This window comes from Betaproteobacteria bacterium, from assembly GCA_016709965.1.
Classification (GTDB): Bacteria; Pseudomonadota; Gammaproteobacteria; order Burkholderiales; family Rhodocyclaceae; genus Azonexus; species Azonexus amarohabitans.
In genome coordinates this window covers 242129-265174 of sequence record JADJLT010000001.1, presented here as the reverse complement: position 1 = coordinate 265174, position 23046 = coordinate 242129, and the positions used below count along the sequence as shown (strand labels likewise).

General features: G+C 56.5%; 22 protein-coding genes. 14 read left to right on the top strand and 8 right to left on the bottom strand.

Annotated features, from left to right (window positions below):
• Positions 1 to 336 precede the first annotated feature (336 nt).
• On the top strand, positions 337 to 672 hold the full coding sequence (locus IPJ12_01380; GenBank protein MBK7645851.1) for a DnaJ domain-containing protein: 336 nt from the start codon (positions 337 to 339) through the stop codon (positions 670 to 672).
• A complete protein-coding gene (locus IPJ12_01375; GenBank protein ID MBK7645850.1) occupies positions 662 to 1270 on the top strand; it encodes a chemotaxis protein CheB in 609 nt (202 codons plus the stop codon). The genes IPJ12_01380 and IPJ12_01375 overlap by 11 nt, the downstream gene beginning before the upstream one ends.
• 158 nt (positions 1271 to 1428) lie before the next feature.
• Here IPJ12_01375 and IPJ12_01370 read toward each other — a convergent pair whose 3' ends face one another.
• Positions 1429 to 1698 carry a hypothetical protein gene (locus IPJ12_01370; GenBank protein ID MBK7645849.1) on the bottom strand — a complete coding sequence of 90 codons (270 nt, stop codon included), beginning with the start codon at positions 1696 to 1698 and terminating at the stop codon, positions 1429 to 1431.
• Between the two features lie 191 nt (positions 1699 to 1889).
• On the opposite strand from IPJ12_01370, the gene IPJ12_01365 reads away from it, so the two are divergent.
• A complete protein-coding gene (locus IPJ12_01365) occupies positions 1890 to 2075 on the top strand; it encodes a CsbD family protein (GenBank protein ID MBK7645848.1) in 186 nt (61 codons plus the stop codon).
• Between the two features lie 84 nt (positions 2076 to 2159).
• Positions 2160 to 2543, top strand: a complete 384-nt coding sequence (locus IPJ12_01360) for a PRC-barrel domain-containing protein (protein ID MBK7645847.1) — start codon at positions 2160 to 2162, stop codon at positions 2541 to 2543.
• A gap of 349 nt (positions 2544 to 2892) precedes the next feature.
• On the opposite strand, the gene IPJ12_01355 is transcribed toward IPJ12_01360, so the two are convergent.
• A complete protein-coding gene (locus IPJ12_01355) occupies positions 2893 to 3048 on the bottom strand; it encodes a DUF3096 domain-containing protein (GenBank protein MBK7645846.1) in 156 nt (51 codons plus the stop codon).
• 65 nt (positions 3049 to 3113) lie between these two features.
• Positions 3114 to 3353, bottom strand: a complete 240-nt coding sequence (locus tag IPJ12_01350; protein MBK7645845.1) for a DUF2789 domain-containing protein — start codon at positions 3351 to 3353, stop codon at positions 3114 to 3116.
• A 366-nt stretch (positions 3354 to 3719) separates the two neighbouring features.
• Here IPJ12_01350 and IPJ12_01345 point away from each other — a divergent pair, with 366 nt between their 5' ends.
• A complete protein-coding gene (locus IPJ12_01345) occupies positions 3720 to 4283 on the top strand; it encodes a phasin family protein (GenBank protein MBK7645844.1) in 564 nt (187 codons plus the stop codon).
• Positions 4284 to 4467: 184 nt separating this feature from the next.
• Positions 4468 to 6099: a sensor domain-containing diguanylate cyclase gene (locus tag IPJ12_01340; protein ID MBK7645843.1), complete on the top strand. Its 1632-nt coding sequence runs from the start codon at positions 4468 to 4470 to the stop codon at positions 6097 to 6099.
• A gap of 181 nt (positions 6100 to 6280) precedes the next feature.
• Here the strand turns inward: IPJ12_01340 and lplT are convergent, their stop codons facing one another.
• Entirely contained in the window at positions 6281 to 7546 is a 1266-nt protein-coding gene (gene lplT, locus IPJ12_01335; protein ID MBK7645842.1) for a lysophospholipid transporter LplT, read from the bottom strand.
• A 290-nt stretch (positions 7547 to 7836) separates the two neighbouring features.
• Between lplT and IPJ12_01330 the strand changes: the two genes are divergently transcribed.
• The 5 genes from IPJ12_01330 to IPJ12_01310 all read left to right on the top strand — a co-directional run bounded on the left by IPJ12_01330 (position 7837) and on the right by IPJ12_01310 (position 15840).
• Positions 7837 to 8739: a LysR family transcriptional regulator gene (locus tag IPJ12_01330; GenBank protein MBK7645841.1), complete on the top strand. Its 903-nt coding sequence runs from the start codon at positions 7837 to 7839 to the stop codon at positions 8737 to 8739.
• Entirely contained in the window at positions 8736 to 9875 is a 1140-nt protein-coding gene (alr, locus tag IPJ12_01325) for an alanine racemase (protein ID MBK7645840.1), read from the top strand. Before IPJ12_01330 ends, alr begins: the two co-directional genes overlap by 4 nt.
• A complete protein-coding gene (gene radA, locus IPJ12_01320; protein MBK7645839.1) occupies positions 9875 to 11236 on the top strand; it encodes a DNA repair protein RadA in 1362 nt (453 codons plus the stop codon). The genes alr and radA overlap by 1 nt, the downstream gene beginning before the upstream one ends.
• Positions 11237 to 11326: 90 nt before the next feature.
• Positions 11327 to 13354 carry an EAL domain-containing protein gene (locus IPJ12_01315; protein MBK7645838.1) on the top strand — a complete coding sequence of 676 codons (2028 nt, stop codon included), beginning with the start codon at positions 11327 to 11329 and terminating at the stop codon, positions 13352 to 13354.
• The gene (locus tag IPJ12_01310) at positions 13354 to 15840 is read left to right on the top strand and encodes an FtsX-like permease family protein (GenBank protein MBK7645837.1); all 2487 of its coding nucleotides are present in this window, start codon (positions 13354 to 13356) and stop codon (positions 15838 to 15840) included. The genes IPJ12_01315 and IPJ12_01310 overlap by 1 nt, the downstream gene beginning before the upstream one ends.
• Here IPJ12_01310 and IPJ12_01305 read toward each other — a convergent pair.
• Complete coding sequence (locus IPJ12_01305) at positions 15837 to 16235, bottom strand: ATP-binding protein (protein ID MBK7645836.1); 399 nt, start codon at positions 16233 to 16235, stop codon at positions 15837 to 15839. The genes IPJ12_01310 and IPJ12_01305 overlap by 4 nt on opposite strands.
• A gap of 21 nt (positions 16236 to 16256) precedes the next feature.
• Between IPJ12_01305 and IPJ12_01300 the strand changes: the two genes are divergently transcribed.
• The gene (locus tag IPJ12_01300; GenBank protein MBK7645835.1) at positions 16257 to 16715 is read left to right on the top strand and encodes a FecR domain-containing protein; all 459 of its coding nucleotides are present in this window, start codon (positions 16257 to 16259) and stop codon (positions 16713 to 16715) included.
• On the top strand, positions 16708 to 17295 hold the full coding sequence (locus IPJ12_01295) for an OmpA family protein (protein MBK7645834.1): 588 nt from the start codon (positions 16708 to 16710) through the stop codon (positions 17293 to 17295). The genes IPJ12_01300 and IPJ12_01295 overlap by 8 nt, the downstream gene beginning before the upstream one ends.
• Here the strand turns inward: IPJ12_01295 and IPJ12_01290 are convergent.
• Genes IPJ12_01290 through IPJ12_01280 form a run of 3 tightly spaced genes read right to left on the bottom strand, consistent with a single transcriptional unit; the run spans position 17282 to position 20711 of the window.
• The gene (locus IPJ12_01290; protein ID MBK7645833.1) at positions 17282 to 19399 is read right to left on the bottom strand and encodes a CHASE2 domain-containing protein; all 2118 of its coding nucleotides are present in this window, start codon (positions 19397 to 19399) and stop codon (positions 17282 to 17284) included. The genes IPJ12_01295 and IPJ12_01290 overlap by 14 nt on opposite strands.
• A gap of 5 nt (positions 19400 to 19404) precedes the next feature.
• Complete coding sequence (locus IPJ12_01285) at positions 19405 to 20367, bottom strand: MBL fold metallo-hydrolase (protein MBK7645832.1); 963 nt, start codon at positions 20365 to 20367, stop codon at positions 19405 to 19407.
• Positions 20364 to 20711 carry an STAS domain-containing protein gene (locus tag IPJ12_01280; GenBank protein ID MBK7645831.1) on the bottom strand — a complete coding sequence of 116 codons (348 nt, stop codon included), beginning with the start codon at positions 20709 to 20711 and terminating at the stop codon, positions 20364 to 20366. Before IPJ12_01280 ends, IPJ12_01285 begins: the two co-directional genes overlap by 4 nt.
• 77 nt (positions 20712 to 20788) lie before the next feature.
• Here IPJ12_01280 and IPJ12_01275 point away from each other — a divergent pair, with 77 nt between their 5' ends.
• On the top strand, positions 20789 to 23026 hold the full coding sequence (locus IPJ12_01275) for a YgiQ family radical SAM protein (GenBank protein ID MBK7645830.1): 2238 nt from the start codon (positions 20789 to 20791) through the stop codon (positions 23024 to 23026).
• Positions 23027 to 23046 lie beyond the last annotated feature (20 nt).

Here is a 23046-nt window from a genome sequence, read left to right as displayed (position 1 = left end):
CAGCCCGCCTCTGTGCGCCAGCCAACAGTTCTCGCCTGCGGATAGCTGAAACTTTCACATTGTCCTGGTCCCTGGTGGCGCCGATTTGGTGCAGGCCAGAGCGCGCTATGGCGATTGGGCAAGTTGTACGAGAGCAAGAATCCGGTCTTGACTGGCCAATCATTATTCAAGTACAGCTTGGCGAAAATCGAGAAACTTGGCTGATTTAATGGCTATGCGGGGTAGCGAACAGACGAACAGTCGCTGCCGAGTCAGCTTGAGGTAATGGCGACAGCTGAACCTATCCACGACAGGCGACATCCAGCAAAGCGGTACGCCAAATCGAAGGAGAATTCAATGAGACGCCAGAACCACTATGTAACCTTGCAGATTGATCGATGCGCTTCTTGTGCGGAGATCAAATCGGCTTTTCGTTCCCTGGCCAAGCGCTTTCATCCGGATGTCACCAAGGATCGTGATGGTGAACGCAAATTCAAGGATGTTGCCGAAGCCTACAGAACCCTCAAAGGTGCCGACTCCAAGGTTGCCTATGACCATCAGATCAATAATATTTGTACTGACCAGGCAGTCTTGACCATAGACCTTCCAGGCTTTGGAAGTTTCAGCTGGGAACTGGTCATGTTTCAATATTTTTCATGGTTCTGGCCAAATCGAGGCGAAGATGCCGAATGAAAAAGCCATCAACGTCGAATCGGAGAGTGTGCTGAAAAAGTTTCCGATCGTCTGCGTCGGTGGTTCAGCCGGGGGGCTTGACGCCTTTATCCGGCTATTGCAGAACCTGCCTTGCGACATGGGCGTGGCTATTGTTATCGTCAATCACATTACCGTCGTGCCGACGCAACTCCATGAAGTGCTGCCGCGCTTCACCACCATGCCGGTCGACCTGATCACCGAAAAGCTGTTGATCGAGCCAAACCACGTTTTCATTATTCCGGCCAATCGGGATTTGCACGTCGATGGCGATGAGTTCCACCTCAAGCCCATTTCAAAGCCCCGTGGCTGGCCTGATGTGATTACCGTCTTTCTGCGCTCGCTGACTGCACACTGGGACGGCAAGCTGATTGCAGTCATTGTCTCCGGCTATGACGGTGACGGCGCCGACGCACTGTGCGGCATCAAGGAGATTGGCGGCATTACGATTGCTCAAAAACTGAGTACCGCAAAGCAGCCCGATATGCCGGAAAGCGCGATTGCCAGTGGCTGCATCGACTTGATTTTGTCACCCGAAGAAATTGCCGGGGAAATTGTGCGAATTGCTCGCGGTGAATAGCCATGAACGGGCGATTTTTCGGACAGTTTTGTGCGTGCTGGCGTACAGAGCTTGACGGCTGTGCGGCGTAAGGTGAATTCCGACGGGCACTAAATCACCTTTAACACACGAATCGCTCGCCGCTCTACGCGAAAGGAATTTCAAATGAACAACATTATTTACATCGTCGGACTGGTCGTTGTCGTGCTCGCCGTCTTGTCATTTTTTGGCCTGCGATAAAGCGCCGAGCGCGGCAGAAAAGGCTGTGAGGCATCCAGCTTTGCGGGCACCATAAGATTGTTCTTGGCGCCACGGCGCCAAGGATGCCCGAGCTGGTCGACTGAAATTGCAATAACCCGCGAAGCAGTGCCGATGGCCATTCCCGTCGTTCTGTCGGCCGACACCGCTACCGCCTTGGTTGCGAAGCACATCTCGGTGCGCATCGTCATCTTCAATACGCCTTGGAATGGACCGCTCCAGGCTGTCTTTCGTATGCGCCTTGCCATGTTGCCGCTTGATCCCGTTTGCTATGGGTGCCAGCGCACCGATTGCCAACGCCGTCTTGCCTATTCTCTCCTTCACAGGTGCCGGATCGCAATATCGGCGACTGCCCCATCAATTTCAATTTCAGGAGTTAACCATGAACAAGGATCAAGCCAAGGGTCGTGTTGAAGAAGCCAAAGGCAAAGTCAAGGAAGTCGCAGGTAACCTCGTCGGCAACGACGATCTGGAATTGAAAGGAAAGATTCAAAAGTCGGGCGGCAAAGCGCAGGCGGCCTACGGCGACCTGAAAGAAGACGTCAAGGATGCCGTCAAGGGTAAATAAGCGTTCGAAACGTTTTCGGAAATGACGGGAAACGCCCTCAGCTTTCCCTCTCAGTCAGTCCCCAGATAAACTCAGGAGTAACAAATGAACGAAACGATCAATACCAAAATAACCACTACCAGCCAGCTTGCATCAAGGTTGCTCAGCGCCAGTACGCTCGCAGCTGACGACGTGTATAACCTGAAAAGCGAAAAGCTGGGCAGCATCAAGGAACTCATGCTGGACATTCAAAGTGGCAAAGTTTGTTACGCCGTGCTGTCCTTCGGCGGTTTCCTCAGCCTTGGTGAGAAGCTTTTTGCCGTACCTTGGAACGCCTTGACAGTTGATACAGAAAATCAGCGATTTGTCATGGACACCGATGAAGAACGTCTGAAGAGTGCCCCGGGCTTCGACGCCGACAACTGGCCCAATATGGCCGATACTACTTGGGAAAAGAGCATCCACGCCTATTACGGCACAACGCATTGAACCTTGTTGGCAAGCATGCTTGATGCTGATGCGACCGAGTTGGGCCGCATCAGCCGAAATCGTCTGGCCGAGAGGCCAGCGAATCGAAATTCTGGTAAAACTGCCCTATAACACTGCCTCGCCTGAACAAGGCGAGATGCTGCGGTCAACCGGAAAAAATGACCAAAATTGAAATGCTGAAATTGGACCTTTCCTTGATGCGCACATACTGATATTTCGCGCACTTGGGGAATAAGGACGCCTTCGGCAGACGTTTTGGCGGATTGGGGGCATCCAGGCAGCATGCCCGCCAAAACAAAATGGTGTCCCGGCGTACTTGCCAGCAGCCTGGAGGCTTCCGCCATTGGATTCATCGAAGATGAAGATTCCCGGCGCCGAAGAGCCCTATCAGCCCGATGGCAATCAAATAAATGGCAACGATATAGTTCAGCAAGCGGGGCATGACCAGAATCAGAATCCCGGCTATGAGCGATATCAGCGGTGTAAGTCCCAAGTTGATGTTCACGAAAGTACCTCTCTTTTGGTATCGGGTTGTTCAATGTCGGGCTGAAGTCAGATCAGACTGGCGAATCAATGATGTTCGGAAAAACGCGCGTTTAGTTCGTCAACAACGCCCACCCAGTCGGCGTCCCACATAATCTCTTCCTTGAGGAAGGCCTTCTGTGCATCCGTCCAGAATGGCGCGCAATAGAGCGTAATGCCGTTGCCCAGAGGACGCCGTGCGGTGATGAAATTGTCGATATCGGCAGGTTCTGCCGACAAACCAAGTTGGGCAAACAGATTGGCCATGGAATGTAATTGGGCTTCCATTGTTACTCCAGTTATGTTCTGTGGGCATGAAAACCTGGCCCACTTTATTGGATATAAATTTGGGTGGCAGGTTGTCAATCTGTCATCCGTGTATCGGCAATAGAAAGGTACGCCATCTTGATTTGCATTGATGTGCGCTACCGTACAGTTGATTCATTCGCTGGAAGTGACACCAATGGGCTGCAGTCAGACGGGGGGGCGCTGCACAGTCAAATAATGGCGTGGCTTTGAAAGGATTAGGGATTGGATAGATTTGGGGGCAGGCTGCAAGAGCGCGGACTCCGGCTCGACATTTTATTTTTCAACCCTGTGTGCGCTATCGTACAGACCACGTAGATGCCAGGTCATAGACTTGAAGCAAGTAGATTGCTGCGCATTCTGGTTTTGGCCAAATGCCTGTCCTGCCGAGATTCTTCTGATTCTGCCAAAAAAGGGAAATATATGCTGAATACAAGCTCTGATATGGTCCACGCGATCAAAGCAAACACCGATGCCTTCATGGCATTTTCGGAAATTGCAATTTCCAGTATGGAGAAATTGACTGCACTGAACTTAAGCGCTACACGTAGTTCGCTCGAAGAAAGTGCCGCATCCGCTACCTCAATGCTGGAATTGAAGGGTGCCATGCCGTCATCCAAGGCAAAAAATGCAGTTCCTCTTGCCGTGAGCGAGAGCGTGACAGCATATTTTCAGAGCGTGCAGGAAATCGCCACCGAAGCGCAACAAGAGATCACCAAGCTGATAACCACCTACCTCGCGTCACCAGGGAATGGCTTGAGCAACCACGCTGGCTGGCTCAAGGGATTTGATGCATTCAAAGGTATTGGGCAGCAGTTTGCCGCGGTCACAGAAGCCAACCGCAAGGCAATGACCGATATAACGTCGCGGGTGGTAAATCAGGCGAATATGACTTCAAAAAAGTCCGCCTGAATAATTGACGCTGATACTCGCTAGACGCCCCGCCTACAGGGGCTTTTTCAAGCAGATGACTATCGCAATAAGGGGGCTCATGAAAAAGGATAAAGCGAGGAGCCAGCTATAAGAAACGAAGGGCAAAGGTAACGGGGTTGCCATTAGGATCGTCCAAATTCGAGAGGCTGTGTAGTTATGAAGCATGCGAAACGAATATGCAGATATTGTGGTGGCCTGCTGGTTTGAAGAGCGAGCCGTCATTTGGGCGGGGCAATCAACTAATGGTCAGCTATTCGCCAGCCTTGCTCGGACATCGCGAAACGAAAGATTCGAGGCATTGATGAGTCAGAGTGCTGATGCACGGAGCCTGAATGAATTGCGTCTCAAGGCAGAAGAGAGTGTTGCCCACCAAAATCTGCCAGTTCCCCTGCCTGTAGATGTCGAACCGCAAAAACTGTTGCACGAGTTGACAGTTCGCCAGATAGAGCTTGAGTTACAGAATGAAGAACTACGACGGGTTCAGACTGAACTGGAGGCTTCCCGAATTCTTTACCGTGATCTCTACGATTTGGCGCCAATTGGTTACTGCACCCTCGACGACCAAGGGATAATCCTGCAAGCCAACGTGACCGCCGCCAAGTTGTTGGGTGTGGTTCGGGATTCTTTGCTCAAACAGCCAATTCGCCGTTTTATTGCCAACGAAGAACAGGATACGTTTTACCGCTACAGCCAACAACTCGTTTCAACGGAGGGGCTGCATTCTTGTGATCTCCGCATGGTGACTAAAAGTGGAACGCCATTCTGGGCTCGTCTAAACACAGTCCGCGAACCCGGGGCCGGCAATGAGCGAGTGTATCGCACGACCTTTGGGGACATCTCGGAGAGCAAGCGGCTGGAAGATGCTTTGCGGGAGCAGGAGGCATTCTTCCATCTAATCGCCGAGAATCTTTCTGATTTCATTGCAGTCCTTGATCCGGAGGGCCGACGCCTCTATAGCAGCCCTTCCTATCAACAGTTTTTCGGTAGCCTGAGCGAATTGCAGGGTACGAATTCATTTGCCGAAGTGCACCCGGATGACCGGGAACGAGTCAAGCAAGTGTTCATGGAAACGGTGCGATCCGGCGAGGGGCGCCAAATTGATTATCGCTTCGTGTTAGCCGATGGCAGCATCCGTGAAATGGAATCACGGGGTAGTGTAATCAAGAACAAGGAAGGGCAAGTGATACGTGTGGTTGTGGTTTCACGCGACGTTACCGAGCGAAAGCGGCTTCAGGAACAGGTGCATCAAATGGCGTTCCATGACCCCCTGACGCGACTCCCTAATCGCAGGTTGTTCAGCGATCGCTTGCGCCAAGCCATGGCGGCGAGTTCGCGTAGTGCATGTTTTGGCGCTTTGATGTTCCTTGATCTGGACAGCTTTAAACCGCTCAATGACGCGTATGGACACGACGTGGGCGATTTGCTGTTGGTCCAAGTTGCGGAGCGCCTTAAATGCGGTGTGCGAGAGATGGATACCGTGGCCCGCTTTGGCGGAGACGAGTTTGTCGTGATGCTCGGCCAGCTCGATGTCGACGAGGCGGAATCCATCACGCAAGCGGAGTACATTGCCGAAAAATTGCGTGCAGCACTGTCCGAACCTTACATCCTCGACATCGCTCACGTCGGTAATGTGGATATGTCTGTTGAGTATCGCTGCACAGCAAGTATTGGAATCGCTTTAATCAACCATCAGGAAGTGACCCAGGGCGTCATTTTGCGACGGGCCGATGTGGCTATGTATCAAGCCAAGCATGCCGGAGGCAATCAGGTTCGGTTTTGTGCCAAAGGCCAATAAGGTCTGAAGTTTATTAAAGCAAATTTCCAGTGTTTGATATTCGCAAGAATTCGGGGAAGGGCCGTTTCCATTTTTCCCACCGGCAGGTAAGGGCAGGCAACTGCTTCCCGGAGCTGGGCAAACAAGTGCTTCGAAGGATTCCCGTTCCCGTTCTGTGAAAGAGATACAGCCCGGCAACTGTTCAATGGTGCCCGGAGTCGTCGAGATGCTGGACGTCGTCCTGTGCTTTTTGGTTGGCCAGGTGGCGCAGACGGATGACGTACATCAGTCCGCTGACGAATAGTCCGAACAGGGTTACTACCCAGTAGACCGACAGATCCATCTTGACCATCAGGTAATACAGCCCAGTCATGATCAGAATAGAGATGTTTTCATTGAAGTTCTGCACGGCGATCGAATGGCCGGCACCCATCAGGATATGACCGCGGTGCTGGAGCAGGGCGTTCATCGGGACGACAAAGAAGCCGGACAGTCCACCGATGAGGATTAGCAGCGGCACCGCAATCCAGACACTGGTCACGAAATTCATGACCAGCACGATCAGGCCCATGGCAATACCCAGCGGAATGACGCGGACTGATTTGCGCAGCGTGATGAATTTGGCGGCAGCGATGGCGCCGATAGCGACGCCGACAGCGACCACACCCTGCAGCATTGACGCTTTGGACAGGCCAAGGCCCAGCGCCGACTCCGACCATTTGATCACGATGAATTGAAGGGTGGCGCCAGCGCCCCAGAACAGGGTGGTAACCGCCAGGGATATCTGACCAAGCCGGTCGCGCCAGAGCAGCGACAGGCAATGGTTGAACTCGTGGATCAGATAGATCGGATTTTTTTTCAGCGCCTTGTGATCGACGCCGGTATTGGGAATATAAAGGTTGAAAGCCGCCGCCACAATATAGAGTACCGCGACGACGCTAAGGGCCATTTCACCGATGGTGTCGACCCCGGTATCAATCAGCGGAAAATCGAAAGCAAGCAGTTGCTGGGCAATTTCCGGGCGAATCAGTGTGCCACCGATGACAACGCCCAGGATGATGGCGGCGACCGTCAGGCCTTCGATCCAGCCGTTGGCGACGACGAGCAACCGGTGCGGCAGGTATTCGGTCAGGATGCCATATTTGGCCGGCGAGTAGGCGGCCGCGCCGAGACCGACCACGGCATAGGCGACAAGAGGATGAGCACCGAAGAACATCATGCTGCAACCGACAATTTTTATGGTGTTGCTGATGAGCATGACCCGGCCCTTGGGCATCGAGTCAGCGAAAGCGCCTACAAAGGCGGCCAGCACCACATAAGAAACGGTGAAGAAAGTCTTGAGTAGCGGTTCATATTCTGAAGGTGCATGCATCTCGCGCAGGGCGGCGATGGCAGCTATCAGCAGGGCGTTGTCGGCCAGCGCGGAGAAGAACTGCGCAGCCATGATGATGAAGAAGCCGAACGGCACGAAATATTTGTCTCTTATATGACTTTGGGCGAGGTTTATACCACGCTGAGGATTCGGCGCAAGCCTTGCGCGATCATCGCCGTTGTGCATCGTTGCGCAATCTCCAGCTAAATCATTGGAGCCTAGGTAGCGCCGGTTAAATCTTGATGACAGTCAATCAATATCGAGGGCCGGAGCTCTGCCAGAAGCCCCCGTGGTCAACCGGAAATTTTGCCCAAATTTGAAGTTGCCCATCGTAAGAACGATGGAATGTGATTGAATATTGACCGCACACCCCCAGGAGAAAAATCATGGCTGACCGGCGCTTGCAGGTCTTTCATGCCGTTGCCAAACATTTGAGCTTTACGCGGGCTGCCGATGCCTTGTTCATGACGCAGCCGGCCGTTACCTTCCAGATCAAACAGCTGGAGGAGCAGTACGGCACGCGGCTGTTCGAGCGTCGGCATGGAAGCATTTCGCTGACGCCGGCCGGGGAGCTGGTGCTCTCCTACGCCAAGCGCATCCTGGCGCTCTCCGACGAAATGGAGACGCGGCTTTCCGAAATGACCGGCGAAATGCGCGGCCCGCTGCTTGTCGGGGGCAGTACGACCATCGCCGAATTCATGTTGCCGCGCGTGCTGGGCGAATTCAACGCGCTTTACCCGCAGGTTCGGGCGCGCTTGATTGTTGCCAACTCGGAAAGCATCGAAAGTCGGGTGGCCGAACATACGCTCGATGTTGGCCTGATCGAGTCGCCAGCAAAACTGAACGGGTTGACCAGCCAGATTTGCTGCGAGGATGAACTCAGGGCGATCTGTGCGCCGGACTATCCCTTGGCCAACCTGAAGTCGGTCAGGCCCAAAGTGCTGGCTGAATACGAATTCATTTCCCGCGAACCAGGTTCGGGCACACGTGAAATTACCGATTTCTATTTCCGCAGCCACAAGATCGCGCCGGAAAGCCTGAAAATGCAGATGGAGCTGGGTAGCCCGGAGGCCTTGAAGGGCGTCGTCTCTACCGGCCTCGGCTTTGCCATCGTGTCGCGTGCCGTGGTTGAGAAGGAAGTTCAGCTGGGCGAGCTGATCGCCATCCCGCTCAATCCGCCTTTGACGCGCAGCCTGTATTTTGTTTTTCCGCAGGATCGCTTCCAGTCCCGTCTGGCAGCGACCTTTATTGAATTTGCCAAGAAGAAACTGAAAGAAATCGCTTTATGAAAACCTCGCGTCCCATCCGTGCGCGCATTGCGCCGGCTGCGATCCTTCACAATTACCGGCTAGCCAAACGGCAAGCACCGCAGGCCAAGGCCTGGGCCGTAGTCAAGGCCAATGCTTACGGCCATGGTCAGTGGCGGGCCGTCGAAGCGCTGCGCGCCGAGGCCGATGGGTTTGCCTTGCTCGAGTGCGAAAACGCCGTTGCGCTGCGCGAAGCCGGCGTCAAACAGCCCATACTGCTGCTTGAAGGCGTGTTCAGCGCGCGCGACGTACGGGCGGTTGCCGAGCATCAGTTGACCAGCGTGGTTCATTGTCCCGAACAGCTTGAGTTGATCGTGCAAAACTTGCCGGCCGGCGTGCCGGTATCAATGTATCTGAAACTCAATACCGGCATGAACAGGCTGGGTTTTACTGCTGCAAGCTTGCCCAAGGCCCGAGAAGTTCTCGAGAAAATGCCGCAGCTTGTCGTCACGCTGATGACCCATTTCGCCGAAGCCGACGGCGAACGCGGTGTCACCGAGCAACTCGACAATTTTCGCCGGATGACCAGCGACTGGCGCGGCCCGGTCTGTCTGGCCAATTCGGCAGCTATCCTGCGCCATCCACAAACGCATGGCGACTGGGTCCGCCCGGGCATCATGCTCTATGGCGCCAGCCCGTTCGCCGAAGTTACTGCTGAGTCGCTCGGTCTACAGCCAGCCATGACGCTGGAAACTGCCATTATCGGCGTGCAGGATGTCGCCCCTGGCGATCGTGTCGGTTACGGGGGCACATTTACCGCCCATAAGCCGATGCGCATCGGGGTCGTTGCCTGTGGCTATGCCGACGGTTATCCGCGCCATGCGCCAAGCGGTACGCCGATTGCCGTAATGGGCAAGCGGACGACGACGGTTGGTCGAGTGTCGATGGACATGATGGCCTGCGATCTCACGGATATTCCGGAAGCCGGCATTGGCGCACCCGTTACCTTATGGGGCGAGGGTGTCGGCGGTATCGTGCCGGCCGACGAGGTCGCGACAGCTGCGGGTACCATCGCCTACGAACTTTTCTGTGCGTTGGCGCCACGCGTTCCGGTCAGCGTGGTCGACACGGTGGCGACTACAGAATCCAAGGCCAGTCCTACGGTCAACCGGAAATAATGGCAAAAATCAAAACAATTTATAGCTGCACCGAATGCGGCGCGACCAGCCCGAAATGGCAAGGTCAGTGTCCCGGTTGCAATGACTGGAACACGCTGGTCGAAACGGTAGCTGAGAAGGCGCCGACCAACAGCCGCTTCGAGTCGCTGGCGCCCGCTGCCAAATTGCAGAACCTTTCCGAGATCGAGGCGCGCGAAGTCGAGCGGATCGCTACCGGCATTGGTGAATTCGACCGGGCGCTCGGCGGCGGGCTGGTCAATGGCGCCGTCGTGCTGATTGGCGGCGATCCCGGTATCGGCAAGAGCACCTTGTTGTTGCAGGCGCTGGCTCATCTTTCAGTCGACAGCAAGGTGCTATACGTCAGTGGCGAGGAGTCCGGCGAACAGGTGGCCCTGCGTGCCCGTCGCCTCGGCCTTGATACCCGCAAGCTGCAATTGATGGCCGAAATCAATCTGGAGCGCATTCTTGCTACGCTGCAGGCAGAAAAGCCGGTGGTGGCAGTCATCGACTCGATCCAGACCCTGTGGTCAGATCAACTTTCCAGCGCCCCGGGTTCGGTCGCGCAAGTGCGCGAGTGCGCGGCACAATTGACCCGGCTGGCCAAGCAAGCCGGTATCACGGTCATTCTCGTTGGTCACGTGACGAAAGAGGGCGCGCTGGCCGGGCCGCGCGTGCTCGAACATATCGTTGATACGGTGCTTTACTTCGAAGGCGATACGCATTCCAGCTTCCGGTTGGTGCGTGCCGTCAAAAACCGTTTTGGTGCGGTCAATGAACTCGGCGTCTTTGCGATGACTGACAAGGGGTTGAAGGGGGTCAATAACCCTTCCGCGCTCTTTTTGTCACAGCACGGCCAGGATGTGGCCGGCTCGTGTGTCATGGTGACGCAGGAAGGCACGCGGCCGCTGCTGGTTGAGATTCAGGCGCTGGTCGATACCTCGCACGGCAACCCGCGACGACTGACGGTTGGCCTCGACCCGCAGCGTCTGGCCATGCTGCTGGCGGTTTTGCATCGCCATGCCGGCATTGTCTGCTTTGACCAGGACGTCTTTGTCAACGCCGTCGGCGGGGTCAAGATTAACGAACCTGCCGCTGACTTGGCAGTCCTTTTGTCGATCACATCATCATTAAAAAACAAGCCATTGCCTTCGAAACTTATAGTATTTGGTGAGGTTGGATTGGCGGGTGAAATTCGCCCGGCACCGCGTGGGCAGGAGCGCCTGAAGGAGGCGGCAAAGCTCGGATTTACGCGCGCCCTGATTCCGGAGGCAAACCGACCCAAGCAGGCCATTGCCGGCATGGAAGTTATCGCAGTCAAGCGGGTTGAAGAGGCGGTGGCGCGGATCCGTGAGATGGAATAAGCTAACGAAATATCAATTTCGGCTTATATGTTTAATCTTTCACGCTATTTCTCAACCGTCAGTTTCATTCTCATCGTTCTTGCAGCTGGTGTGCTAGGACCGCTTTACCAGAAGCTTTCGCTGCAGCAGATGCAGGATCTGGCCGAAGGCCGCAATGTTGCCATGGCCCAGGTGTTCAAGAACTCACTGCGCGGCTCACTGGCATCGCTGATGAGCGACTCGATGGGCCGGGATGCCGATTTTCTCGAGCAGCCGACCGAGCCGAACCAGATGCGTACCGATGTGCTCGATCTGATGCACGACACCGCCATTATCAAGGTCAAGATCTACAACCGCCTCGGCAATACGGTTTTTTCGACCGATAGCAAACAGATTGGTGAAAGCAGTCTGGCTAACCCGGGTTTTCAATCAGCGATGAACGGGCGGATATTCAGCAATCTGACCCATCGAAACGATATCGATAGCTTCGAGGGGGCGTTGTCAGATGTTGATGTACTCGCCAGCTACATCCCCATCCATGGCAAGGACCGAGCAGTCGAGGGCGTTTTCGAGATTTATCAAAATGTGACGCCCTTCGTGGACCAGTTGAACCACAGCCTGTGGATGGTCACGGCCGGCGTGGTGGTGGTCTTTGCCTTGCTGTACCTGATGCAGTTTCTGGTTGTTCGCCGAGCCCAGGGGATTCTCAGGGATCAGGAAGGTCGTATCAAGGCGGCGCGCGATACGCTCGAAATTCAGGTGGCAGCGCGTACTGACGAGCTGAAGCGGACCAATACCCAGCTCGAAGGCGAAATTTCCGAGCGGCGTCAGGCGCAAAGCAAGCTCAACTATCTCGCCTACCACGATCCGCTGACCGGCTTGGCCAACCGCCGTTGCTTCATTGAGCGCCTGGAAGAAAGCCTGCTGGAAACAGCGCGTCGCAACGAGCGACTGGCCGTGTTGTTCATAGACCTCGACCAGTTCAAGCAGGTGAATGATTCGCTTGGCCATGGGGTGGGCGACGAATTGCTGGTTTCGGTAGCGTCGCGACTGTCCGAACATGTTCGCCTGATCGACATGCTGGCCCGCCTTGGCGGGGACGAATTCATTTGCCTGATGGAGGCGGTGCGCAGTGAGGACGAGGTGAAGTTGCTTGCCCGTGAAATTCTTGCTGCTTTCGATTACCCGTTCAAACTGGGCGATCATGAACTCTTCCTGACCGCATCGGTCGGTATCAGCCAGTCCCCGGGTGACGGTGACAGTGTGCTGGCGCTGATGCGCAACGCTGATACCGCGATGTATCGCGCCAAGGCATTGGGGCGGGGCAATTTCCATTTTTATACGCCGGAAATGACTCGCGATGCGCAGGAGCGCATCCAGATGGAGAATCTCCTGCGTCGGGCCCTGGCCAACGGCGAACTGTCAGTGCACCTGCAGCCCCAGGTTGAAACGGGTACTGGACGCCTGGTCGGTGCCGAGGCGCTGGTGCGCTGGAACAGTCCGGAGCTCGGTCTGGTCATGCCGATGCGTTTCATCCCGCTGGCCGAAGATTCCGGTTTGATTATCGGACTGGGTAACTGGGTCTTGCGCGAGACCTGCCGACAGGTAATGCAATGGCGCATGAGCGGCTTCGATCTCCCGCAAGTTGCGGTCAATCTGTCCGTCAAACAGCTTGAGCGCCCGGAATTCTTCGACATACTGGGGCAGATTCTCGACGAAACGGGTATGGAGCCGTCCCGCTTGAAGCTGGAACTGACCGAATCTGTGGTTATGGCGGTGGGCGGTGAAGCCTTTGACTTGCTCGAACGCCTGCGTGATCTGGGTATCAGCCTGTCGCTCGATGATTTTGGTACGGGTTATTCGTCGCTGAGTTACCTCAAGATGTTGCCGGTTCAGCAACTGAAAATTGATCGTTCGTTCGTTGAGGGGATCGGCAAGAATCCCGGCGATGAAGCGATTATCAAGACGGTGATGGAACTCGCCCGCAGCCTGGGTTTTGAAGTGATCGCCGAGGGCGTCGAAACAATCCAGCAATCCGAATTTCTCAGAAATCTCGGATGTGAGCAACTGCAAGGGCATCTGCACGGAAAAGCGGTAGCACCCGCGGAATTTCGCGCCCGCTGGTTCGCTGGTTTGTGATGATCGGACACGCCTGGCGTGTGCTGGGTCGTGAGTTGCGCTCTGGCGAGCTCAGGTTGTTGTTTGCTGCGCTTGCCATTGCCGTAGCCGCGGTTACGGCCGTGGGCTTTTTTGCCGATCGCGTTCGTCTGGCCCTGGAGCGGGAAGCCCAGCAAATGATGGGTGGCGACCTCATTCTTGTTTCCGATCATCCCCTGGCCGCCGACTACCCTGCCGAGGCCCTGCGGCGCAGCCTGCAACTGGCACAGACCATGGTTTTCCCGAGCATGGTGATAGGCTCCGTGCAGGCCCAACTGGCCGACATCAAGGCGGTCAGCCGTGCCTATCCGCTGCGCGGACAGGTCGAGACCAGTCCGCAAGCCAGCCAGGCTGGCGCCCCGGTGCAAGGCGGGCCGACGCCAGGCACCGTCTGGCTGGATGAACGCTTGTCGGCGGCCTTGCAGGTTGTGCCCGGTGGCACGGTGACGGTGGGCGCAAAGACATTGACGGTCGCCGCCATACTGACCCGTGAACCGGACCGTGGCGTCAATTTTTTCAGCCTGGCGCCGCGCTTGATGATGAGTCTTGAGGATATTGCGGCGACCGGTCTTGTTCAGCCCGGCGCACGAATACGCTACACGTTGCTGGCGTCCGGCGCGACCAAGGCAGTTGCTGACTACCAAGGGTGGCTGTCAGAACGACTGGGCCGCGGCGAGCGACTGGAAGATGCACGCAACGCACGGCCGGAAATTCGCGGTGCGCTTGATCGCGCCGAGCGCTTTTTGGGTCTTTCCACGGTACTGACGGTGGTTCTTTCTGCTGTGGCCGTTGCGACTGCTGCGCGACGTTATATGCAGCGCCATCTCGATGCCTGTGCCGTCATGCGCTGTCTGGGGATGACGCATGGCCGGCTGCTGGGTCTCCACGCCTGGCTTTTCATGTGGTTGGCCGGGTTGGCTGCGGTGGTCGGCTGTATCGTTGGCTACGCAGCGCATTTTGCCCTGATTCACTGGCTTTCCGCCTTGCTCGTGCTCAAATTGCCAGCGCCGGGATGGTTGCCGCTGGCCAGTGGCTTCGGGGTCGCCGGTGTCTTGCTCTTCGGCTTTGCCTTTGCCCCCCTGATACAACTGGCTCGTGTACCGACGCTACGCGTGCTGCGTCGCGAGCTGGGTCCACCGCAACCGCTGCTGCTGGGTGGGTACGCGCTTGGTCTGGTTTTGCTGGCCGGATTGATCATGTGGATGGCCGGGGATGTGCGGCTTGGCAGCTGGGCGGCCGGGGGCTTTGCGGTCGCGCTTGGTGGCTTCTGGCTGTTTGCCCGCCTGGTGATTATCGCGATCGCCCGCTTGCGCGGTGGCGCCGGTTTCGGTTGGCGGCTAGGGCTGGCCAGCCTGACGCGCCATGCATCAACGAGTGCCGTGCAAATTGTGGCGCTTGCAATCGGCCTGATGGCAATGCTGTTGCTGACGGTGATTCGCGCCGAATTGCTGGATGCCTGGCAACGATCGGTGCCGGCCGATGCGCCAAACCGTTTTGTGATCAATATCCAGCCTGAACAACGCGAGGCGGTGCTTGCCCAATTACGGGCCAGTGGCATTGAGGCAGATCTGCTGCCGATGGTTCGCGCCCGGCTCCTCAAGATCGCCGGCAGGGAAGTCAGCCCGGCCAGTTTTCCGGAAGATGAACGTGCCCAGCGTTTGATCGAGCGTGAGTTCAATCTGTCGTGGCAGAGCAGCCTGCCGGTTGGCAACCAGATCAGTGCGGGACGCTGGTTTTTGCCCGCAGAAGCCGGGCAGGGGTTGGCCTCGGTCGAAGAGGGGCTGGCCAGGACGCTGGGTATCCAGCTCGGTGATGAACTGATTTTCATGGTGGCAGGTGTCGAAAAGCGGGTACGTACCAGTAGCCTGCGCAAGCTGTCCTGGGATTCGATGCGGGTGAATTTCTTTGTGTTGACTCCGCCCGGTGTTATCGAAGATGCACCGGCCAGCTACATCACCAGTTTTCATCTGCCCAATGCAAAAGCCGATGTCGGTCCTGAATTGGTCAGGCACTTTCCCGGATTGACCATGATTGATGTTGGGGCGGTGCTGCAGCAATTGCAGGCGGTGATCCGGCAGGTGGCCGGCGCCGTTCAGTTTGTCTTCCTGTTCAGCCTTCTTGCCGGCGGCATCGTCTTGTATTCCGCGTCATTGACGGGTTTTGACGAGCGTCGTTACGAGTTGGCGGTGATGCGCGCCTTGGGCGCGCACCGCAGGCAGTTGCGTCAGGCCATGCTGATCGAGCTGGCTGTCATCGGCAGTGTGGCCGGCTTGATGGCATCTATTGGTGCCATGGTGCTCGGGCATCTGGTTGGTCAGCAGGTATTTCAGCTGGCGCTGTCCTTCGGCTGGTTGTTGCCGATGCTGTCGGCAGCTGGCGGTGCGTTCCTGGCGGTGATGATCGGCTGGCTGGCGGTGCGTCAGTTGATCGCCGCCCCGCCCCTGCTTGCTTTGCGCAATGGTGCCTAGAGATCGACTTCGGTAACGTTGAGTTGCCCCTGGCGTTCATATCGAAGCGCCTTACTCATGCCACGGATCAGGCTGATGCCCAGACCACCGAGTTCCACGGTCGACGCGAATTTTTGGCCAATTTTCGAAATATCGAAGGGCGGGGCATCATCTTCGTAATGCAAGGTCGATACGCCGTTGCTGTGACGCAGCGATAGTGTGACGGTTCGGTCACTATCGCCCTGGTGGCCATGGGTGACGGTATTGGTAAACAGTTCCTCCGCGATCAAACGCAGGCGGACCACATCGTCGTCCGCAATGCCGAGTTCAAACGCCCGACCTGCCATGGCTTCCAGCAGTTCGGGCAGTTCGGTAGTGCGCGCGCGGACGGAAAGATCCGTAAAATGGGCAGACATTGTTTCACTGAAGGTTTTGCGATGATTAAATCACATTGGGCGGCAGTTTGCGTGCTGCTGTTTTCGTTATTCAGCTTGTCCGCGTATGGCGCTGATTCGGCCGGAATGATCAAGGTCGCGAAGGGGCTGGTCAGCATTGAACGCGATGGAAAAAAGATGATGGGCGAGGTAGGCATTGCAATTGAGGTTTCTGATCGTATCCGCACTGGTTCCGATGGCTCGGTAGGGATCACATTGCGTGACAACACCTTGCTCTCAGCCGGCCCGAATTCATTGATCGTCATCGACAAATTCGCCTTTAGCGACACGACTCAGGATGGCAATATCTCCATTGGCGTTCGCAAGGGTACGTTGTCCGTGGCTTCCGGGCGCATCGCCAAGCGGACACCGGAGTCGGTCGATTTCCATACGCCTACCTCGGTGCTGGGGGTGCGTGGCACAGAGTTTGTGATTGAAGTGGCGGGGAGCAGCGATGAGTAGTTCCGTTTTACCCCTTTCCCTTGCCGCTATGCTGATGCTTGGCGGTTGTGCCAGCGAGCGGATTATTCTTTTGCCGTCAGCCGATGGACACAAGAGTGCCGTTGTTGTCCGCGATGCCGCAGGCGAGGTCTTGTTGAATCAACCGTATGCCGCGGTGAAACGCAGCATCGATAGCAACAAGGCCTATCAATCGTCAGTGGAAGAGGTGCAGGAGCGGTTTGCGCAGGCACTTGGCGCGCAACCGATGCGTCCGCGAAGTTACGTGCTGTATTTCGAGGCTGGTGGCAATACGCTGACGCCGGAATCCCGGGAAGCACTCGTCAGTATTCGTCAGGAAATTGCCCAGCGCCCGGCCTCCGAAGTCATGGTGATCGGCCATACCGACCGCGTCGGCAGTGTTGACGAAAACGACAGGCTATCAAAAATGCGTGCTGAAGGTCTGCGTGATCTTTTGATCGAATCCGGGGTGCCTGCGAGCAAAATGGAGGCCGTTGGTCGGGGAGAACGAGACCCGTTGGTAGCCACTGATGACGAGGTCGATGAGCCAAAAAATCGACGGGTTGAAATCAACGTGCGTTAAGCGGGTATCCGTTCCATTCCAGCAACAGTATGGTCAGGTCATCCGATGGCGGATGGCCTGCTTCAAAATGGCGGACGCTATCGCGTAGTTCGCAGGTGGCAGTTTGGATATTGCTGGTTCGGCTAGCGAGGAAAGCCGCCTGCAAACCCTTCATGCCAAACATGTTTGAGCCGTCCCATGCTTCCGTGCAGCCATCGGTGAACAGGCATATCCGGTCGCCGGGTTCCAGTTGCAGTCGATCTGCAACATAAAAGTAGTCATCCGCCGCACACAGGGGGGGGCCGGATTGGGTGGTATCGATACGCGTTAGTGCACCATCATGCAGAACGAGCGGGGCGTCATGACCTGCGCAGACATATTCCATGGCGCCCGAGTTAACATTCAGTATGGCGATGAAGGCTGTCACAAAAAGATATTCCGAATTGTTCCAGCTCAACTCATTGCCTAGTTCGCGCACGGCGCTGCCGAGGTCGGTTTGTCGTCGTGTCAGCGTTCCGGTCAGTGTTTTGGAAATGGCCATGAACAGGCTGGCCGGCACCCCCTTGCCGGAAACATCGCCGATCGCCAGACAAAGGCGCTGCTCGTCAAGCATGAAACAGTCGTAGTAGTCGCCACCGATAGCGCTGGCCGGTTCGAGCAGGGCGCCAATGGCAAAACGTTGTTCACCGGCAAAGATCGTTGCAGGGTTTGGCAACAGCCCCATTTGTATGCGCCGGGCGGCGTCCAGTTCGCCGGAAATGCGGGCTGCCTCCTCACGACTGTTCTGCAATTGCAATTCCGCGTTTTTGCGCCGGGCATCGGCCGCTACCAGCGTATTTCCCAACAATGAAATGAACACCGGGCTGAGCAGAAGCGCTTGCGAGCTGCCATCAAACACCCATTCGCCAACATAAAAGGCGAGGTAGCCGCCAGCCACGATGAGCAGGCTCAATGCTCCAAAACTGAAGACGGCATAACGTGGACGGAGTACCGGCGTGGTAGCAATCAGAATCAGGCCGCCGAGCAACAGCGTGGCCATTTCGGCGTATGGCATCCAGTAGGGACGCTTCAGTGCTTGGCCGCTGAGCAGGCTTTCGACGACCTGGGCGTGAATATCGACACCGGGCAGACTTTCACCGAGCGGTGTGACGATCCGGTCTTGCTGGCCGGTGCTATTGAATCCGATGATGACAAAGCGGGATGCAAAGAGTTCGGGTGGATGCACGCCGGCCAGAACATCGGCCGCAGAAAGGTAATAATTTGAAGATGCTCGGCCGAAATGCAGCAATAGCTCACCATTGGCTTGCGTGGGTAGCCGATAGTCTCCTATACGAATGGCACTCATGCCATGCGGACCGTTTTCCGGGACTACCTGGCCGCCCTCGCCAAGTGCCAGCCGAACCATTTCAAGCGGCAGGGACAGAAATGGCAACTGGTTGATAAAGGCGAATGTCGGGACTTGCCGCAATACGCCGTGTTCACTGTTCGATTGCAGTACGCTCGGGCTGGCATTGATCACGCCTTCCCCGGCTGCCGCCATTTCCAGGATCGGAAGACTGGTGAGGGCGCCGAGATATTGAGGAACGGCCTGGGTGAGGCGGGTGTTCTGGATAAATTCGGGTAGTGGCCGTGCCGGTTGCGTCGAACCGGGAAGTGGTTTGCTCAGGCCGACAACGGCCAGTACGGTGGGTGGCCCGGCCAACGCTTTGGCCAGCAGCTCGTCAGGGTCAGGCAGTGCCGCCAGATCGTTTTGCGAAAGTCCGGGAATCAGCGCACCGAGAAGCGCCGGGCTGTAACGATCCCGTTCGGAAAAAACGATATCGATCCCGATTGCGAGTGGCCTTCCTGCCTGAACCCGGTCGACCAACTGAGCGACGATGTCACGGGACCAGGGCCATTGGCCATATTTGACCAGGCTTTGGCTATCGATGCCGACCACGATGACCGGCTCGCTGTCTCTGGCCCTGGGCATCGTGCGCTGATATTGGTCAAACAGTGCTTCGCGAATGCTGAGCAATGGTGTTTGCTCAATGAAATATAACAACGTGGCGCCGACGATCAGCAACAGAAACGGCAAGGCCCGACCATGTCCGGCCCGGATTAGGGCGAGGGGCAGGCCGGCCATTGGCGTCACAGGTTGATGGTCAGCCCGTCGTAGGCAGAAATGATGTCGAGCGGTGCATGGCCGCCACGGGTAATTTGCTCAAGCCGACGCGTTTCGATGGCGAGGCGGGCGAGCTGCTTGTCGTCATGGACAGGTTCATGGTGGAAGAGGGCAAGCCGCTTGACTGACGCCGCCTGACAAAGCTCGACGCCAACGATGTTGCTGGAATGCCCCCAGTCCGCCTTGACGGAAACGGCTTCGGCCAGTGAGTACATCGCATCGAAAACGACCAGATCGGCCTTGTCGAAAAATTGCCTGAATTTTTCATATTCGGCCGAATTATCCAGCGTGTGCTCGGAGTCGGTTGAATAGACCACCGTCCGATCCAGGCTCTCGAATCGGAATCCGTAGGAGTCACCCGCATGCCTTTGCAGTGTGGGCGTGATGTTCAGTCCGGCGATATAACGGGTCTCGTCCGGCTTCATGAGGTCAAATTCGATCGTGGCCCCTGCCTGCGAATAGTCAACCGGGAAGTTTGGTGCCTGCATTTGCTGGCGAATTGCCTGCGCCAGATGCGAATGGCAGCCATGAACGACAATGCGGTTTCCCGGAATGTACATCGGTGCGAAATACGGGAAACCCATCAAGTGATCCCAGTGCAGGTGGGAGATGAAGATATGATAGGTTTGCGGATTGGGAACACCGAAGCGGGCAATTTTGGCCTGGCCGAGGGGGCGGGCGCCACTCCCCATGTCGCAGATAAAATGTTCCGGGCCGTCACCCACGATCTCCACGCAAGAAGAGTTTCCGCCAAAGGTGCCTGCTACCGAAAACGGCAGATTATTCACAAACTCGTCCAGTGCTTCCCGATTTTTGAACGTTTTGCCATTGGCTGCAGTCAAAGCTGCAACAATTTTTTCGCGAACATCACGGTGAGACAGGGAGACCGGCAGCGAACCGCGTGTCCCCCAGAAAATCACCTGCTTCATGATCCGATAACTTTGCAGGCAGACTCGACGCTGGCATAACACGGCACGATCAAGTTGAAGCGACTGATCGCAAAGACTTCCTGAACCATGGGTTGCAACGCCGCGATGGCAAATGTGCCTTTTTGCACTTTCGAGCGGCGAGAAGCCATCATCAGGACACGCAGGCCGGCGCTGCTAATGTAGTCGACGCCGGAAAAGTCGAGAAGGAGGGAGGGTTGGCTTTCAGCACAATGATCGAGCAGGGGATCAAGTGCTTGAGTGAACTCTTCGCTTGTGATGTGGTCAATTCGACCGCTGACGGAAACAATAAGTACACCGGCCTGTTCGCGGGTGGGAAGATTCATCATCGCGCAAGGGATTTGGGCTTTTGGGTAAGAACCAAGTATGCCATGCCCCTCGGCACACTCGGGTAAAATATTGCATGGATTCAAATCAGCAAGTCACGCGTCCGCTCTTCAGCTATCGCAAATTCTGGGCGCACCGCTTCGGTCCCGCCCCTTTCCTGCCCATGTCCCGCGCCGAAATGGATACGCTCGGCTGGGATTCGTGCGACATCATTCTGGTGACCGGCGACGCTTATATTGACCATCCCAGTTTCGGCATGGCATTGATTGGGCGTTTGCTCGAAGCGCAAGGCTTTCGCGTGGGCATTCTTTGTCAGCCAGACTGGAATTCCGCGGTCGACTTCAAAAAGCTGGGAAAACCGAATCTTTTCTTCGGCGTCACCGCCGGCAACATGGATTCGATGGTCAATCGTTATACGGCTGATCGCAAGATTCGCTCGGATGACGCCTACACGCCGAATGGTGAGCCCAACAAGCGGCCGGACCGGGCGGTCACCGTTTATGCCCAGCGCTGCCGCGAAGCTTTCCCCGGTTGCAACGTGATTGTGGGGTCGATCGAAGCCAGTCTGCGCCGCATCGCGCATTTCGATTACTGGTCGGACAAGGTTCGTCGCTCGGTACTGCCTGACTCCAAGGCCGATATGTTGTTCTTCGGCAATGCCGAGCGGGCCATCGTCGAATTGGCCCACCGTCTGGCCAAGGGCGAGAAAATTAACGAGATTCGCGATCTGCGCGGCACGGGGTTCATGGTGCCGACCGGCTGGTTGCCATCGGATGACTGGGAGGCGATGGATTCGACCTCGGTCGATACGCCGGGAGCGCTGGTCAAGCATGCCGACCCGTACGCCATGGATACTGGCAGCTCTGCGCCAACGACCAAGCCAGCACCACCACCGGGTGAACACACAGTGCGCATCGTATCCCGCGAGGAAAGGTTGGCTGGTCGTCGTGAACGTCGCGCCCATACGGTGATTCGCCTGCCGTCGTACGAACAGGTCAAGGACGACCCGGTGCTTTATGCCCATGCGTCGCGTACTTTCCACCTCGAATCAAATCCCGGCAACGCCCGTGCGCTGGTTCAGGCCCACGGCGAACGCGATGTCTGGCTGAATCCGCCGCCCACCCCGCTGACCACCGAAGAGCTCGACGGTGTCTACGAGTTGCCCTATGCCCGCCGGCCACATCCATCCTACGGTGACGCCAAGATACCCGCCTGGGAAATGATCCGTTTCTCGGTCAACATCATGCGCGGCTGCTTTGGCGGCTGCACCTTCTGTTCGATCACCGAGCACGAAGGTCGCATCATCCAGAGCCGTTCCGAAGATTCGGTCATACGTGAAATCGAGGAAATGCGCGACAAGACGCCGGGCTTCACCGGTATCGTTTCCGATCTCGGCGGCCCGACGGCCAACATGTTTCACCTGACCTGCAAGGACGAGAAAATCGAATCGGCCTGCCGCAGACTGTCCTGTGTCTACCCGGATATTTGCGAGAACCTGAATACGGATCACAGCAAGCTGATCTCGCTGTATCGCAAGGCTCGGGAGGTCAAGGGGGTCAAAAAGGTGCTAATCGGCTCCGGCCTGCGTTATGACCTCGCCGTTCGCTCGCCGGAATATATCAAGGAGCTGGTTACGCATCACGTTGGCGGTTACTTGAAAATTGCGCCCGAGCATACCGAAGAGCGGCCCCTATCCAAGATGATGAAGCCGGGCATCGGCTCCTACGACCGTTTCAAGCAGCTATTCGACCGCTTCTCCCGCGAGGCGGGCAAGGAGCAGTACCTGATCCCGTATTTCATTGCGGCCCACCCCGGTACTGAAGACGAAGACATGTTGAACTTGGCGCTATGGCTGAAAAAGAACAATTTCCGCCTCGATCAGGTGCAAAATTTCATCCCGACGCCGATGGCCATGGCGACGACGATGTATCACAGCGAACGCAATCCGTTACGCAAGGTGACGCGCAGCAGCGAGATCGTCGGCACCGTCCGCAACGGCCGCCAACGCAAGTTGCACAAGGCTTTCCTGCGTTACCATGACCCGGTCAACTGGCCGATGCTGCGTGAAGCGCTGAAGGAAATGGGGCGCTCGGATCTGATCGGCAATGGCAAGAAGCAGTTGATCCCCGCTTGGCAACCGGCTGGTGTGCCGGGCAAGTCCTACGGTCAACCGGAAAAAACCGCCCAAAACCAAAAAACCGGCGCTACGCCGCGCGTCGGGCAACGTCCGGTTCGCCAGCCTGGGCAGCCGTTGGCCCGACCGGGCAAGCCGGCGACGCCACTACGCGGTCGCCCATCAGGACGTAAACCTTAAATCGAAGTGTCGGAAGCACG

Coding starts and splice junctions, on each gene's coding strand:
- IPJ12_01380 (MBK7645851.1), top strand. CDS start 337: ATGAGACGCCAGAACCACTATGTAACCTTGCAGATTGATCGATGCGCT.
- IPJ12_01375 (MBK7645850.1), top strand. CDS start 662: ATGCCGAATGAAAAAGCCATCAACGTCGAATCGGAGAGTGTGCTGAAA.
- IPJ12_01370 (MBK7645849.1), bottom strand. CDS start 1,698: ATGACGATGCGCACCGAGATGTGCTTCGCAACCAAGGCGGTAGCGGTG.
- IPJ12_01365 (MBK7645848.1), top strand. CDS start 1,890: ATGAACAAGGATCAAGCCAAGGGTCGTGTTGAAGAAGCCAAAGGCAAA.
- IPJ12_01360 (MBK7645847.1), top strand. CDS start 2,160: ATGAACGAAACGATCAATACCAAAATAACCACTACCAGCCAGCTTGCA.
- IPJ12_01350 (MBK7645845.1), bottom strand. CDS start 3,353: ATGGAAGCCCAATTACATTCCATGGCCAATCTGTTTGCCCAACTTGGT.
- IPJ12_01340 (MBK7645843.1), top strand. CDS start 4,468: ATGCGAAACGAATATGCAGATATTGTGGTGGCCTGCTGGTTTGAAGAG.
- IPJ12_01330 (MBK7645841.1), top strand. CDS start 7,837: ATGGCTGACCGGCGCTTGCAGGTCTTTCATGCCGTTGCCAAACATTTG.
- alr (MBK7645840.1), top strand. CDS start 8,736: ATGAAAACCTCGCGTCCCATCCGTGCGCGCATTGCGCCGGCTGCGATC.
- radA (MBK7645839.1), top strand. CDS start 9,875: ATGGCAAAAATCAAAACAATTTATAGCTGCACCGAATGCGGCGCGACC.
- IPJ12_01310 (MBK7645837.1), top strand. CDS start 13,354: ATGATCGGACACGCCTGGCGTGTGCTGGGTCGTGAGTTGCGCTCTGGC.
- IPJ12_01305 (MBK7645836.1), bottom strand. CDS start 16,235: ATGTCTGCCCATTTTACGGATCTTTCCGTCCGCGCGCGCACTACCGAA.
- IPJ12_01300 (MBK7645835.1), top strand. CDS start 16,257: ATGATTAAATCACATTGGGCGGCAGTTTGCGTGCTGCTGTTTTCGTTA.
- IPJ12_01295 (MBK7645834.1), top strand. CDS start 16,708: ATGAGTAGTTCCGTTTTACCCCTTTCCCTTGCCGCTATGCTGATGCTT.
- IPJ12_01290 (MBK7645833.1), bottom strand. CDS start 19,399: ATGGCCGGCCTGCCCCTCGCCCTAATCCGGGCCGGACATGGTCGGGCC.
- IPJ12_01285 (MBK7645832.1), bottom strand. CDS start 20,367: ATGAAGCAGGTGATTTTCTGGGGGACACGCGGTTCGCTGCCGGTCTCC.
- IPJ12_01280 (MBK7645831.1), bottom strand. CDS start 20,711: ATGAATCTTCCCACCCGCGAACAGGCCGGTGTACTTATTGTTTCCGTC.
- IPJ12_01275 (MBK7645830.1), top strand. CDS start 20,789: ATGGATTCAAATCAGCAAGTCACGCGTCCGCTCTTCAGCTATCGCAAA.